Source organism: Flavobacterium pectinovorum (assembly GCF_006438875.1).
Classification (GTDB): domain Bacteria; phylum Bacteroidota; class Bacteroidia; order Flavobacteriales; family Flavobacteriaceae; genus Flavobacterium; species Flavobacterium pectinovorum_A.
In genome coordinates this window covers 82,983-98,388 of record NZ_RCZH01000023.1, presented here as the reverse complement: position 1 = coordinate 98,388, position 15,406 = coordinate 82,983, and the positions used below count along the sequence as shown (strand labels likewise).

Sequence of the window (15,406 nt, the reverse complement as noted above, 5' to 3'; positions counted from 1 at the left end):
TTGGTATCTTAAAGCTGCAAAAAATAATAATGGTGCTGCATATAATAATTTAGCAGATTTAACTGAAAGAGGAGATGGATGTGAAATGGATTTAAACAAAGCACTAGATTATTATAAAAAATCTATGGAATTGGGAGATGCTCTCGGTAAAAAAAATTATAAAAAAATGTTAAGGGATTTAAATAAGGGAGGTATATATAATGCATTGTAAAGCCAGATGGCGCTGAAATATACTAAATTTTATCGTTAACGGATAGCGCAGTTTTGCAATCTTGACGGAGGACTTGGCGCAATAACCTCAAGCAAAAATGGGTAATGTATCAGATGTGTTGGCAGGTAATTATTTTATCTAATATTCGTAGAAAACCAACATTTTATAGTATTATCGCAATCAAAAACTAAACAACCTTCGGGTTGTTTTTTTATTACAAATAGGTTTAAATCGGTAGTTTTTCAAAGTTAGTGATGTGAGATTTTAGATTTCTAACCTTTTGAAATAGAATGAAAATCATTAAAAAATAATTTAAAGATGAGCATTACTGCTCATCTTTTTTGTTTTAATATTGCTTTAAATGAGCTAAAATGAATAAAAATACCACCTCGTGTTTCAGAGTTAGTGATGATATATTTTGTCTAAGATGTAAAGAGAAAAATGTTGTTAAAAATGGCAGAACAAAAAACAATAAGCAACAGTACTACTGTAAAATCTGCTCTTATCGTTTTATAGAAAATTATACTTATCAAGCTTATAAAGCAGATATAAATCAAAATATTATTCAGTTAACCTAAACTCGTTTTCTGTCTTTAGTAATGATGTATAAATTTGTATCTTATATGTATTTCAAGACCATTTTATACTACCTAAACAGTACAAAACTAATTTCTGGAAGTGAAATTAACTTAATGCATGTTTTTTGTATTTGAAAGATAGTTTCTATTGATTAATACTGTAAAGAGATGTTTTTAATTTGTAAGAGGGAGAGTTCTCGAATTGTTTTATAATTTTTATTAACAATAAAAACATCAACTAAATTGTCAACCAAAAAACAAAAAGCCTGTAAACAAAGAGTTTACAGGCCTTTTTGTGGAGTCGCCGGGAATCGAACCCGGGTCCAAACAAGCAATTAAAGAGCTTTCTACACGTTTATTTCCTGATTGGATTTTCGTTGTTGAGCTAGGTCAGGAACAACCACTCAACACTTATCTTCTTAATTTCGAAATCCACCCGAAGCTCATGGAAATCTAGGTCTATTTTTACGGTTCTCCTGTACTGACCGCCACAAACCAAGGCTTTCAAGGAGAATCCAGCTTCCCTATCTGATAGGGACGTGGCTTAATCTTACTATAATTCGGATTATGCAGCTAAAGCGTAGTTATTTTCGCCGTGTAAAATTGTAAGATCTTATATTTACGAGCAAGGTCTCAATGCTCGACGTGCTTACTTTTCAATTCGACTTGCTGTCAAAACCAGTCGACCCCAAAAATGAGTTTGCAAATTTATACTATTTGAAGTTAGTTTGGTAATAAAATTTACAGAAAAATAATATTATTCTTCGTCCTTAAAATTAAACGGATAATCACCAAAAATTGGTGCCAGTTTACGAACAGCATAAGTGTTTCTGGTCATTTTGTTCGATAACGCAATAATGGTAACGTGTTCTTTCATTAACGGAATATACGATGAGGTATTACCATGCCACCATCCATTGTGGAAGTAATAATTTTGTCCCGTTTCCCAATTAATCATTCGGATACCCAGTCCGTAGTTTTTTTCTCCCTTACGCTCATTACTATAACCTGTATAAACTTGTTTTAAAAGCTCAGGTTTTAGAAAATTAGGAGAGTTTCTTGCTCTGTCGAATTTTAATAAATCTCGTGCTGTCGAAAAAACATTTTTATCACCATAAACATTGTCCAGATAATCAAAACCAATTTCTGCGCCATTACCTTTATAAGAAGGTACAATCTTTTTTCGGTCTTTATCATCATCAAAAATATACGTATGTGTCATACCTAATGGTTTGAAAATCATTTCAGACATTGCTTCTTTATACTTTAAACCCGTAATTTTTTCAATTATAAGGGCAAGCATTGCATAATTGGTATTGCAATAACTAAAACGCGTTCCGGTTTTTGACTCTAAACCAATATTTTTAGTTGCTAAAATGTCTAAAATATCCTGATTGGTAAGCTGATTATGTCTGTCCCAAACTGATTTATCCCTGTCTGTAAAATAAGCATAATTTCGCATTCCGGTTCTATGAGATAGTAACATTCTAATCGTACAATCTTCATATGGAAAGGTTTTTAGAATCGTGTTTACCTTTTGATCTAAATCAATTTTACCGGCATTTACAAGTTTTAGAACCGCTGTAGCAGTCAAAACTTTACTTACAGAAGCAATTTGTACAGGCGTTTCTGCTGTAATTTTTGTTCCTTCGTTTTTATTTGCATAACCATTATAACGTTCAAAGATAATCTGACCATTTTTGGCTACCAAAAAACTTCCGTTCATACTATTGTTGGGCCAGTTTTTAAGATAAAAATGGTTTATTCGTCCTGCAACTGAATTTATATAGGCTTGCGAAATCTTTGCTTCGGGACCTAATGGTTTCATTTTAGGTAAAGTATCTTCGACTTCCGGAGTAGTATTTATTTGTGTTTTTTTGTCTTTACCACAAGAGGTTAAAACTAGTATTGAGAAAAGTATTTGTGGTATATTTGTTTTTTTAAGGAGGCTCATTTTCATCGTTCTTTAAAAACAAATATATAGAATTCAATATTTATGTTTAGGTCTTTTTTGTAAGCCGAAAAGGATTTTTTAACAAAATATTAAGACTTTGTTTAATTAGTTGTTTGTTAGTCAGCTTTTAACGGTTTTTAAAGATTCTAAATTGTATTTTGACAACAAAACTTTAACGAAAATTGTTATATTTGAAACAAATAAGACATAAAAAGTTATATTAATAATTACTTCAAACCTATTTAAATGAAATTTGGAATCATAAAAGAAAGAAAAAGCCCACCAGATCGCCGAGTTGTTTTTGTTCCGGGTGAATTGGCAAAACTTAAGCAATTGTATCATGACGCTATTGTTGAGGTCGAAAGTTCTGATATCAGAATTTTTTCAGATCTTCAATATAAAAGTATGGGCATTACAGTTACAGATGATATTTCTGATTGTGATGTTTTATTTGGTGTAAAAGAAGTTCCGGTAGAAAATTTAATTCCAAATAAAGCTTATTTCTTCTTTTCTCATACCATAAAAAAACAACCTTATAATAGAAAATTATTACAGGCTATTTTAGAGAAGAATATCGATCTATACGATCATGAAACTATTGTTGATGCAGAGAATCGTCGTTTAATTGGTTTTGGAAAATATGCCGGAATGGTTGGCGTTTATAACGGAATTCGGGCTTTTGGGATAAAATTTGAATTGTTTAAATTACCAAAAGCTGAAACCCTTGCCGGAAAAGACGATTTAATTAAGCACTTACAGCGTATTACAATGCCAGCTTTAAAGTTTGTAATTACCGGAACAGGAAAGGTTGGGAGCGGAGCTAAAGAAATTCTGGATGCAATTAAAATTAAAGAAATTACGGTTGAGAATTATCTAACTAAAAATTATACTCAGGCTGTTTATGTACAGTTGGATGTTTTAGAATACAATAAACGTATCGACGGCCAAGTGTTAGATTTCAATGATTTTATAGCACATCCGGAAGCTTATGTTTCTGACTTTGAAAAATTTACTAAAGTCACAGATATTTATTTTGCAGGTCATTTTTATGCAAGTGGAGCGCCAATGATTTTGACAAAAGAAATGCTAAATGCAAATGATTGCAAATTAAAAGTTGTGGCGGATATTTCTTGCGATGTAAACGGTCCAATTGCCTGTACTTTGCGTTCGTCGACTATTGCAGAACCTATATATGGTTATTTTCCGCTGGAAGATAGAGAAGTTGATGTTTTTCATCCTGCGGCAGTTGTAGTAATGGCAGTTGATAATTTGCCATGCGAAATTCCAAAAGATGCAAGTGAAGGTTTTGGAGAACAATTTATGGAGCATGTAATCCCGGCTTTCTTTAATAACGATAAAGACGGAATCCTAAAACGTGCAAAAATTACCGAAAACGGAAAACTAACGGAAAGATTTAGTTATTTACAGGACTATGTAGACGGGAAATAAAAAAGTCTCAGTCTCGGTTTTCAGTTCTGAGAATGTGTAAACTTTGTCAAAGTTGTGTTTAAGAGAATTAATATAAAAAAAGGCAGGAAACTTTAGTTTCTGCCTTTTTTTATAATGTAAGCTGAGGCTGAGGCTGAGACTGAGACTGAGACTGAGACTGAAAACTTTTTAAACCATCTCCTCAGGCTTAACCCAAGCGTCAAAATCTTCGGGAGTTACATAACCCAAACGAACGGCCTCGTCTTTAAGAGTTGTTCCGTTTTTGTGGGCAGTTTGTGCTATTTCAGCGGCTTTATAATATCCAATTTTGGTGTTTAAAGCGGTAACCAACATCAATGAATTGTCTACTAATTCTTTGATTCGTTTGTAATTTGGTTCGATTCCTTGTGCGCAATGTTCATCAAATGATACACAAGCATCGCCTAGAAGTCTTGCCGATTGCAGGAAATTTGCTGCCATCACAGGTTTGAAAACATTTAATTCATAATGTCCTTGCATTCCGCCAACGGTAATTGCCATATCGTTTCCTATTACTTGCGCACAAACCATTGTTAAAGCTTCGCATTGCGTTGGATTTACTTTTCCGGGCATGATTGAAGATCCTGGTTCATTTTCCGGAATATGGATTTCGCCGATTCCTGAGCGTGGTCCGGAAGCTAACATTCTAACGTCGTTTGCAATTTTAGTTAAAGAAACAGCCAATTGTTTCAAAGCTCCGTGTGTTTCAACAATTGCATCGTGAGCAGCCAAAGCTTCAAATTTATTCTCGGCAGTGATGAAAGGATGATTGGTAAATTTTGCAATATATTCGGCAACTTTTACATCGTATCCTTTTGGAGTATTTAACCCCGTTCCAACTGCGGTTCCGCCTAAGGCAATTTCTGATAAATGGGCCAAAGTATTTTTAAGGGCTTTTAATCCAAAAGACAATTGAGCGGCATATCCTGAAATTTCCTGTCCTAATGTTAATGGCGTTGCATCCATAAGATGTGTGCGTCCAATTTTTACAACAGTTGCAAATTCTTTTGCTTTCGCCGATAAAGTAGCGTGTAATTTTTCGACACCTGGAATGGTAGTTTCAACAATCATTTTGTAAGCTGCAATATGCATTCCGGTTGGGAAAGTGTCGTTTGATGATTGCGATTTGTTTACATCATCATTTGCTTTGATAAATTGTTCGCCTTCGCCAATATTAAATCCTTTTAGAACTTGTGCACGATTGGCAATAACTTCGTTTACGTTCATATTACTTTGTGTCCCTGAACCGGTTTGCCAGATTACAAGTGGAAATTCGTCGTTTAATTGTCCCGCCAGAATTTCGTCGCAAACGGCTGCGATTGCATCTCTTTTTTCGATTGGTAAAACGCCTAAATCATAGTTTGCATAAGCAGCAGCTTTTTTAAGATAAGCAAAACCTTCGATGATTTCGTGTGGCATCGATGCCGATGGTCCAATTTTGAAATTGTTTCTTGAACGTTCGGTTTGTGCTCCCCAATATTTATCAGCTGGAACCTGAACTTCGCCCATAGTGTCTTTTTCTATTCTGTATTTCATGTTGTTATTTGTAAAAGGTTATATTTGATTTGTGAAATGTTGTAGTGAATGGGACGCGGATGACGCTGATTTACTTCGTAAAGACGCGGATTAAAACTGATCTTTTTCTTTTATGATTGAATCTTCTTATGAAAATGGTTGCCCTAGCCCTGCTGTACACTATATCTTTTATGGCGGGGTTCGCCATAAAAGATATAGTGTACAGCAGGAAATGGCTCCTTAATATACTTATCTTCTTCTGTTTTAGATTGTTTGATTATAAGGGAATTAATCATGTCAAAAAAAGCTTATTTAAAATGAGTTTAAATATACGGATAATTGTGATTTTATAAAAATTGGTTTGGATTTTATTGCTGAGGATAAATATAAAACATACATTTGTGCTTACATTCAAAAATTCCGGAAAACATGTTTGAATTTTCACAGTATTTAGGCTTTTTACTTTTCTTGACCATACTAACTATAGGGTTTTGGTTGATGTTTTTCTTAGTTGGTTTCGTATCTTATTGGGTTACGGGCGCAAGCTGGGAAATGATCAAAGAGAAAAGAGCAAAAAAGAGACAAGAAGAGCAATCGATTTAATTTTAAATTGACTTCATAAAAAAAGGACCCGTTTATACGAGTCCTTTTTTTTATTGCCAAAAAAAAGCAAATTCCAATAAAATAAAAAATTCCAAATTCCAATAAAAAAGAATCAAAACTTCAATAAAAAAATTCCAAATTCCAATTTGAAAAACTTAATGATTAAGCTTAGAAAATTGGAATTTGGAATTTAAAAAAATTGGGATTTAACCTGTATTACCCGGGATAATCTCCTCCGCCACCGTCACCTTCATTTTTAGGTGCTGCATTTTTATCTCTGTCGTTTTTAGCTTTGTTGAAACGGTAGGTAAACGATAAGTTGAACTGACGTTTACGGAATTGCATTTCGCTATAAGCATTTTGGCTTTCATGTGTCACATCATTCTCAAGATAAGTATATGATCTCATGATTCTTGAGTTGAAAATATCACTAATATTGAATGCAATTGTTGCTTTATCTTTTAAGACGTCTTTACTAAAAGCTGTATTCATACCAAACTGACCTAAGTTTTGACCTTGAGCGGTTTTTTGTTCGCCATTGTAAACAGCGCTTAATTGCCAATCTATTTTGTATGGTAAAGTTAATTTTGAGTTGATTCTGGCAAACCATGTATTGGCTTGATTGTCCAGATTTTGTACAACTGTATTTCCTTTGGTATCTATATAGGTATTATCTCCGGTAGTTTTTACATTGTAAAAGTTGAAGTTACTGTTGATTCTCCATATTTTGAATGGCGTATAATTTAAAGTAAACTCAAAACCAAATTTTTGTTCTCTTCCTAAGTTAATTGGGCGGCTTAAAATAACCGGAATTCCATCAACTATTTGACCCGGTTGAGGAGTTACAATTTGACCATCAGGAGTTAAAACGTTACCGTTTGGAGTTCTCACGAAACTGAAAACGTCTTTTGTGTTTTCGAAATAAGCTGAAGTATTGAACGTTAATTTGTCCCAACGTTTGATGTATCCAATATCGAATTTGTCAGTTAAAGAAGGATCTAAGTCTGGATTTCCCTGAAAGATATTAACATTACTGGAGTAATTCGTTGCAGGATTCATGAAACGTCCTCTAGGTCTTGTTAAACGCTTGCTGTAACTTGCAGTGAAGTTACTTTGGTCTGAAATTTCGTAACTAATAAATGCACTTGGAAATAAGTTATTGTATTTTTTAGTATTGAAAACGTTAGTGTCTAATAAGTTAACCTGAATATTTGTGTCTTCCCAACGCAACCCGAATAAATAAGAGAATTTATTTACCTTGAAACCGTATTGGGTATAAATTGCGTTTATGTTTTCTTTGTATTGTAATGTATTTGATAAATCTGGATCTGGAATACCTGCATTGTTTGTTATTATATATTGGTTGTTCAGGTCGCCAAAACTTCCTTTGTATCCTGCTTCAAACTGGCTTCCTTCGCCTAAAGGCAATACATAATCGGCTTGCAATTGTACTTGTTTTTGAACCTGATCGTTCAATGTAGTATTGAAATTTGGAGATGCTGTAATGTAACTATTGCTATCATCTGTATTTCTTGAAATCGATAAATCGGCAGTAAGTTTGTGCCCTTTATCGTTGAAATTTTTGATCAGGTTTGAGGTATATTCTACGTTTTCGCTTCCGGTAACACCATCATTTAATCGGTATGAATTACCTGTAAAATCATGTGCTGCGCCAAAGTTACTATACGTGATGTAATCTCTTGTGTCGCCAGAACTCTTTTGGTAATTAATCGCGTTTGTCCAGAAAGTATTTGGTGCAACGGTCCATTCGATACCAGCTCTTCCGTTAAAACCGTCAGAAGTTCTTTTAGTATCACGATCTTCGTCCAAATATCCTTTTGCATTTCCGTTTGCATCAACATATTGGGTATTGGTTAAACCTGCACCTTCACTTGTTCTTTTGTTGTATCCAAGAGTTGTGAAGTAGTTTAATTTTTCGGTCTTGTAATTTAAATTTCCACTTACACCATACGTTTCAGGAAGTCCTGTTGAGGCAATAAAAGTTCCGTTTAAACCTTGATTTTTTCCTTTTTTAAGAATGATATTGATGATTCCGGATCCACCTTCGGCATCATAACGTGCAGATGGATTGGTGATAACTTCGACTTTATCAATCGCATCAGCAGGAAGCTGACGTAAAGCTTCGGCAACATTGATTGCATTTGAAGGTCTTCCGTCAATTAAAATTCGGATATTATCACTTCCTCTTAAACTTACATTTCCTTCAGTATCAACAGAAACTGATGGTACATTGTCCAGAACGTCACTTACAGTTCCTCCTTTTACCATCATATCCTGGCCAACGTTGTAAACTTTTTTGTCCAGTTTTATTTCTACTGTTGATTTTTCGGCACGAACAACAACTTCATTCAATTGCGCTGCATCTTCAGACAGATTTACATTTCCTAAATTGGTGTCCCCAGAAATCGTTTTTCCTTTGATTTCAGTGGCTTTAAACGAAATAAATTCAACTTTTATATCGTAAGTTCCCGGAGCAACAGCAACCTCAAATTCCCCTTTAGGATTCGTGATTCCACCGGCAATAACTTTAGTGTCATTTGGAGCCATTAACGAAATTGTCGCATATTCAAGCGGTTGCTTGCTTACTTTTTCGAAAACTTTTCCGGTAACTTTTACTTTATTTTTACCAGCTGGAGGTTGTTGTGCATAGTTGTAAAAACTTGTCAATAGAAATACAAGTAATACAGCAAATTTGATTTTTTTCATTGCTTTTTTGGTTTCTTTTTCTTCTTAGACCGCAAATGTACCTTTTGGTTTAAAGATAAGAATCACAAAAAAATGTTAATACGGTTTTTTATAACTAGTCTAAAAAAGAAGCTACCAGATCTAAGTCTCTCCCAATAATGGCTTTTCCATCTTTGATCACAATCGGACGTTCTATTAAAATAGGATTTTCAACCATCGCCTGAATAATTTCGTCATTTTTCAGTTCTTTTCCTTTGTAATTCTCAACCCAGATTTTTTCTTTTACGCGAACCAATTGAATCGGATCCAAATTTAATTTTTGAAGCAAATCTTTTAGTTCATCAAAAGTGGGAGTGTCTGTTAAATAAGGAATAATCTCATATTTTTGGTTGGTTTGCTCGATAAAAGCCAGACAATTTCTAGATTTTCCGCAACGGGGATTATGATAAATTTGTATCATTTTGTTATATTTAAGGTGTTTTGACTAAGTTAAAGTAAATTTTCGGTACTTTAGCAAGACCAAAAGTAAGATTTACTTATTAAATTAGATATCTTTTAATGCCCAATTATTAAAGATAGTTTTTCTCATTTTAAAATTTTAAATATATGTTTTTAGAACAAGGAATTAAACCTGAAAATGTTTTTTGGAAATATTTAATAGGGTCAGTTTTTATCATTACGACTTCATTTATCGGTCAGATTCCTTTTACATTGGCGGTCTATTTTAATTATAATGGTAAAGATGCTTTTCCTACTGAGAGTGACGCCGCGCTAAAAATGTTTGAGCCAAATCTAACCTTGTTTTTAGTAATGATTTCTTTTGCTTTCGCTTTTGCGGGAGTTTGGTTTGTTGTAAAATATTTACATCATCAAACACTTTTGTCTGTTACTACTTCAAGAAAAAAAATAGATTGGAATCGGATTTTGTTTTCGTTCGCCTTGTGGTCTTTTTTTTCAATTTTAAGTTTTTTGTTTGTTTACTATCAGTCGCCGGATAATTTTGTTTGGAATTTTAAATTAATTCCATTCTTAATTTTAGTTGCTATTGGGTCCATATTAATACCGATTCAAACCAGTACAGAAGAATATGTTTTTAGAGGATATTTAATGCAGGGATTTGCAAATCTGGCTCAAAATAAGTGGTTTCCGCTTTTGATGACTTCACTGATATTTGGTTCTATGCATTGGTTTAATCCTGAAGTGACCAAAATGGGTAATATTATTATGATCTATTATATAGGAACGGGTTTGTTTCTTGGTGTTATTACACTTATGGATGAAGGAATGGAATTGGCTTTAGGATTTCATGCCGCCAACAATTTGATTGGAGCATTGTTAGTTACATCAGATTGGTCGGTTTTTCAAACGAACTCTATTTTTAAGGATATGTCGGAGCCTTCCGCAGGTTTTGATGTCATTTTGCCAGTTGTAGTGGTTTATCCTATTTTGCTTTTCATTTTTAGTAAAAAATACAACTGGACCAATTGGAAAGAAAGATTAACAGGTAAAATAAATGTTTTACAAATACCAAATTAATAATATCATGTCAAAGTTAACACATAAAAATGTACATAATTATTTCAAACTAAATGGCTACCATTTAAACGGAAAAGACTTATGTCAGGTTGGATATAGTTACATCAAAGAAGGTGATGTTTACGAAAAAGTCATTGGTGAGTTTTTGTTGGATTGGTTCGATGATAAAGAATATATCGAAATGAGAACTTCAGGAACAACCGGACTTCCGAAACTTGTAAAATTAGAAAAACAAGCTATGATTCAGTCCGCATTAGCAACAGGCGATTTCTTTGGTTTAGAACCCGGAAACAAAGCTTTATTGTGTTTGCCTGTTCAGTTTATTGCGGGCAAAATGATGCTGGTTCGAAGCTTAATTTTAGGTTTAGAACTTGATATTGTTTCGCCAAGCACGGAACCTTTAGCGAATAATTCGACAAAATATGATTTTGTAGCAATGGTGCCTTTGCAAGTTCAGAATTCTATTGAAGGTCTGAAAAATGTAAAGAAACTAATTATTGGAGGTGCCAAAATGGATAGTGCACTGGAAGAAAAACTTTTGCCATTGAAAACCGAGATTTACGAAACATACGGAATGACTGAAACCATTACACATATTGCTGCTAAAAGAGTTGGTGATAGTGTATTTTCAATCTTACCAAATGTAAAAATTTCTAAGGATGAGCGCGATTGTCTGGTGATTTCTGTTTCTTCTATTTCTGATGAACCAATTGTTACAAATGATCTTGTAGAATTGATAACCGAAAATCAGTTTATCTTTTTAGGAAGAATTGATAATGTAATTAATAGTGGAGGAGTAAAGCTTATTCCGGAGCAAATAGAAGCAAAGTTAATTGGAAAAATTGATGCCAGATTTTTTGTAACCGGAATTCCGGATACGGTTTTGGGAGAAAAATTAATTTTGGTTATCGAAGGGGAAAAACAAGAATTTGCATCTGATTTTTTCGATGTTCTTGGGAAGTTTGAAAAACCTAAAGAAATTGTTTTTGTTCCGAAGTTTAAGGAGAACGAAAATGGGAAGTTATTGCGTAAGCCTAGTTTGGCCTAGTTTTTACCATATAAGTTATATAAACTCATTTAAATAGCAACTGTTTAGTTGTTGCTGTTTTTGTGCTGTCCTGTAGGGTAATGTCATTAAGTTGAGGGGGAATGTATCAAATTACTTAACAGTTTAACCAAGTAGGAATTAGAAAAATCCGTTTTTATCAGCGTTTTCGCTTTAGCGAATCAGTAAAATCAGTGTCTAATTGTGACGCGGATAAAACAGATTTACTTCGTAAAAACGCGGATAAAAACGGATTTGATCTGCAATAATTTTATTTTTTAAAAACTTAACTTAATGACATTGCCCGTAGGGACTACACCACACCGCAACATATATTTTAAATGAACTTATATGGTGAAGAATAAAAAAACAAAAAGCCTTTAGGTTTATTTTCTAAAGGCTTTCTTTTTATTTTAATGTGCTTGAATTTACTCCGCAGCGACAGCATTTTTACGTTCTAGCAACGCCATATAAAATCCATCAAAACCAGATTCAGAAGCTAATATTTTACGATCTTTTATAAAAGTAAACTGCTTTCCAATTTCAGTTTTTAGGAATTTTTCTACTTGCTCTTGATTCTCAGATGGTAAGACAGAACAAGTTGCATAAACAAGTTTTCCGCCTGGTTTTACAATTTTAGAATAACTCTCTAAAACTTCTGCCTGTACTTTACGGATGTTATCGATAAATTCCGGTTTCAATTTCCATTTTGCATCAGGATTTCTTTTTAGAACTCCTAAACCACTACAAGGCGCATCAATTAAAACACGATCTGCTTTTTCGTGTAATTTTTTGATCACTTTGGTTGTGTCGATAATACGATATTCGATATTAAAAGCGCCATTTCTTTTCGCTCTTAATTTCAATTGTTTCAATTTACTTTCGTATAAATCCATTGCGATCAATTGCCCTTTGTTTTCCATCAAAGAAGCGATGTGCAATGTTTTTCCTCCGGCACCGGCGCAAGTATCTACAACACGCATTCCTGGTTTTACATCCAGAAAACCGGCAACTAATTGTGAGTTTGCATCCTGAACCTCAAAAAGTCCTTGTTTAAAAGCATCAGTCAAAAATACATTGGCTCTTTCTTTTAAAACTAAAGCTTCAGGCTGATCTTTTAAATATTCTGTTTCAATATTCAAATCCATCAACGTATTTCTCAGGCTTTCTTTAGTTCCTTTAAGCGTATTAGTTCTTAAAATAACTTTTGCAGGCTGGTTTTGAGCAGCAATTTCTGTTGCCCAAACTTTTTCGCCTAATTCTTTCACACCTAATTCATCCATCCAATCCGGAATAGATTCTTTAAGAGCTCTAACTTTTGAAAGCTCGTCAAAACGTCCTTTTATTTTTCTCTCAGGAGTTCCTTCCAATTGTTTCCAATCCGGAATAGGATATCCTCTTAAAACGGCCCAAACTGCGAACATTCTCCATAAATTCTCTCTGTCGAATGGTTCTTTTACTTCGGCAATTTCTCCGTATAATCGTTTCCAACGAACAATTTCGTATATCGTTTCAGCAACAAACTTCCTGTCAGAACTTCCCCAACGTTTGTCTTTTTTTAAGGCTCTAGCTACCACTTTGTCTGCATATTCTCCTTCATTGAAAATTGCATTTAAAGAATCGATGGTAGTATAAACTAAATTTCTGTGTAATCTCATTTTAATTATTTGAGTTGCAAAGGTACTATTAATTGATTGAAAGTTAAATTTTTAATTTTGATTGTTGTTTTAACTTCCTTTTAAAAAGAAAAAAAACACTCTAATAAGTTTAAAAGAGTGTTTTTTGAATGTATTTTATAAATGATTTATTTTATAATTCGGGTCAATCCGATATTTTCCGGAGCATGAAGCACCATTGGGAATTTCTCTATTTTAACCGAACTGCTGTCTAAACCAAACGCTCTTTCTTCAGATAAACTCAGTTTCTTGATGAAGAAGTAAGAGTTCATGATGATATTTTCGTGCCATCTTAAATCATTATCGTTTGATAAAAATTTCTCAGACAATACGAATTTGAAATCACCAATAATATTGTTTTTGTTCAATGATTCGTAGCGGCTTGTGATATCTACTTCACCACGTTTCACCATATCACGAATTACTTCTCTAAACATCAAATTGATTTTTGTAGGTTCTCTAAATCCTAAATTAAAATCGATTCTATAAATATCGTCTTTTGCAATTTCAGTAACTTTATATTGTGTTTTATAAGGCTCAGTAAGAATGTTTACGTGTACAAACCAGTAAATATCAGCTCTTTTTGGACGCTTTTGTAAAATTGAATAGATAACTTTTTCCTCCAATTCGTCTACACGGTTTGCATTAGTCATGTAAACCAAATGCGTAGCATATTTAGGGATAGATAAGTCTTCGCTTAGCTCCATTAAAACTTTCTTATAATCGTCGATTTTGATGATTTTAGTATAGCTTTTGTTGATTTTCTTAGCCAAATACCAAATTGTCATGATTAAAATTAAAACCGAAGCAATGATTAATGTTACGTAACCACCTTCAGCAAATTTTGTAATGTTTGCAAAAAGGAAACTGAATTCAATCAATAAATAAATAGTGATTAACGGAACCATCAAATACAATTTTACTCTTTTCATTATCAAATAATAATTAAGTAAAATAGTCGTCATGATCATACATAGAATAATGGCAAGACCATAAGCATGTTCCATATTTCCTGATTTTTGAAAGTGTAAAACAATTCCAACACAACCAAAGAATAACAACCAGTTAATAGACGGAATGTACAATTGTCCTTTTACTTCAGTAGGATATTTGATTTTTACTTTTGGCCAGAAATTCAAACGCATTGCTTCGTTGATCAAAGTAAATGATCCACTAATAAGTGCCTGAGAAGCAATAACAGCAGCCAAAGTTGCGACTACAATTCCGAACGGTAAAAACCAATGTGGCATGATTAAGTAAAACGGGTTTCCATTTTCTCCACCCAATTGGTGCAAGGTACTTCCTTCGTGATGAATTAAGTAAGCAGCCTGACCAAAGTAGTTTAATACTAAAGTTGTTTTTACAAAAATCCAACTGATTCTGATGTTCTTTCTACCGCAGTGCCCCATATCTGAGTACAAAGCTTCGGCTCCGGTTGTACATAAAAATACAAATCCAAGAACAAAGAAACCATCAGGATGAATTGATAATAAATGATAAGCGTAGTAAGGATTTACTGCTTTTATAACCTCAGGATGGCTCATAATTTGAATCGCTCCCAATGTTCCCAACATGGCAAACCATATTAACATCATTGGTGCGAAAAATTTCCCAACCAGTTTAGTTCCAAATTGTTGAATGGTAAATAGAACAAACAAAATCCCAATAACAATATAGACAATTGTTTCTGTTTCCATTGTTGGATAGAAAGCTCTAATACCTTCAACAGCAGATGAAATCGAGATCGGCGGTGTTATAATTCCGTCAGCAAGTAAGGCGCTACCTCCAATAATGGCGGGGACAATAAGCCATTGAATTTTTGTTTTTTTGACCAGAGCATATAATGCAAAAATACCACCTTCTCCGTGATTATCAGCGCTTAAAGTAATAAGTACATACTTTATGGTGGTTTGTAATGTCAATGTCCAGAAAACACAAGAAATACCTCCAAGAACAATATCGGCATTAATTGCATAATCGCCAAGTATGGCTTTCATTACATATAATGGAGAAGTACCAATATCTCCATAGATGATTCCCAATGTTATCAATAAACCTCCTATAGACAACTTACTATGTAAGTTTTTATGCGATGCGCTCATGTATGTTTTTATA

At 33.6% G+C, this 15,406-nt stretch carries 11 protein-coding genes, 1 other RNA gene and 1 pseudogene; 6 read left to right on the top strand and 7 right to left on the bottom strand.

Annotated features, from left to right (window positions below; all coding sequences use genetic code 11):
• Positions 1-211, top strand: a pseudogene (locus EAH81_RS27565) (sel1 repeat family protein); the annotation flags it as partial.
• Positions 212-582: 371 nt separating this feature from the next.
• Positions 583-789, top strand: coding sequence for a hypothetical protein (locus EAH81_RS24770; RefSeq protein ID WP_241676653.1), 207 nt, complete (start codon positions 583-585; stop codon positions 787-789).
• 293 nt (positions 790-1,082) lie between these two features.
• On the opposite strand, the gene ssrA is transcribed toward EAH81_RS24770, so the two are convergent.
• Together ssrA and EAH81_RS24760 are read right to left on the bottom strand one after the other, a co-directional pair.
• Positions 1,083-1,479: a transfer-messenger RNA gene (gene ssrA / locus EAH81_RS24765) on the bottom strand.
• Positions 1,480-1,546: 67 nt separating this feature from the next.
• A complete protein-coding gene (locus EAH81_RS24760) occupies positions 1,547-2,749 on the bottom strand; it encodes a serine hydrolase domain-containing protein (protein WP_140511677.1) in 1,203 nt (400 codons plus the stop codon).
• A gap of 240 nt (positions 2,750-2,989) precedes the next feature.
• Here EAH81_RS24760 and EAH81_RS24755 point away from each other — a divergent pair, with 240 nt between their 5' ends.
• Positions 2,990-4,192, top strand: coding sequence for an NAD(P)-dependent oxidoreductase (locus tag EAH81_RS24755; RefSeq protein WP_140511676.1), 1,203 nt, complete (start codon positions 2,990-2,992; stop codon positions 4,190-4,192).
• Between the two features lie 168 nt (positions 4,193-4,360).
• Here the strand turns inward: EAH81_RS24755 and fumC are convergent, their stop codons facing one another.
• Positions 4,361-5,746 carry a class II fumarate hydratase gene (gene fumC, locus EAH81_RS24750; protein ID WP_140511675.1) on the bottom strand — a complete coding sequence of 462 codons (1,386 nt, stop codon included), beginning with the start codon at positions 5,744-5,746 and terminating at the stop codon, positions 4,361-4,363.
• A gap of 408 nt (positions 5,747-6,154) precedes the next feature.
• Between fumC and EAH81_RS24745 the strand changes: the two genes are divergently transcribed.
• Positions 6,155-6,328, top strand: coding sequence for a hypothetical protein (locus EAH81_RS24745; protein ID WP_044048118.1), 174 nt, complete (start codon positions 6,155-6,157; stop codon positions 6,326-6,328).
• 216 nt (positions 6,329-6,544) lie between these two features.
• Here EAH81_RS24745 and EAH81_RS24740 read toward each other — a convergent pair whose 3' ends face one another.
• Together EAH81_RS24740 and arsC are read right to left on the bottom strand one after the other, a co-directional pair.
• Positions 6,545-9,055: an outer membrane beta-barrel family protein gene (locus EAH81_RS24740; RefSeq protein ID WP_140511674.1), complete on the bottom strand. Its 2,511-nt coding sequence runs from the start codon at positions 9,053-9,055 to the stop codon at positions 6,545-6,547.
• 94 nt (positions 9,056-9,149) lie between these two features.
• Positions 9,150-9,494, bottom strand: coding sequence for an arsenate reductase (glutaredoxin) (arsC, locus tag EAH81_RS24735; RefSeq protein WP_140511673.1), 345 nt, complete (start codon positions 9,492-9,494; stop codon positions 9,150-9,152).
• Between the two features lie 146 nt (positions 9,495-9,640).
• On the opposite strand from arsC, the gene EAH81_RS24730 reads away from it, so the two are divergent.
• Positions 9,641-10,570 carry a CPBP family intramembrane glutamic endopeptidase gene (locus EAH81_RS24730; RefSeq protein ID WP_140511672.1) on the top strand — a complete coding sequence of 310 codons (930 nt, stop codon included), beginning with the start codon at positions 9,641-9,643 and terminating at the stop codon, positions 10,568-10,570.
• Between the two features lie 7 nt (positions 10,571-10,577).
• A complete protein-coding gene (locus EAH81_RS24725) occupies positions 10,578-11,618 on the top strand; it encodes an AMP-binding protein (RefSeq protein ID WP_140511671.1) in 1,041 nt (346 codons plus the stop codon).
• Positions 11,619-12,043: 425 nt separating this feature from the next.
• Here the strand turns inward: EAH81_RS24725 and EAH81_RS24720 are convergent, their stop codons facing one another.
• Both EAH81_RS24720 and EAH81_RS24715 read right to left on the bottom strand, forming a co-directional pair.
• Positions 12,044-13,273 carry an RsmB/NOP family class I SAM-dependent RNA methyltransferase gene (locus EAH81_RS24720; protein ID WP_140511670.1) on the bottom strand — a complete coding sequence of 410 codons (1,230 nt, stop codon included), beginning with the start codon at positions 13,271-13,273 and terminating at the stop codon, positions 12,044-12,046.
• Between the two features lie 146 nt (positions 13,274-13,419).
• Positions 13,420-15,393 carry a KUP/HAK/KT family potassium transporter gene (locus EAH81_RS24715; RefSeq protein WP_140511669.1) on the bottom strand — a complete coding sequence of 658 codons (1,974 nt, stop codon included), beginning with the start codon at positions 15,391-15,393 and terminating at the stop codon, positions 13,420-13,422.
• Between the last annotated feature and the right edge of the window lie 13 nt (positions 15,394-15,406).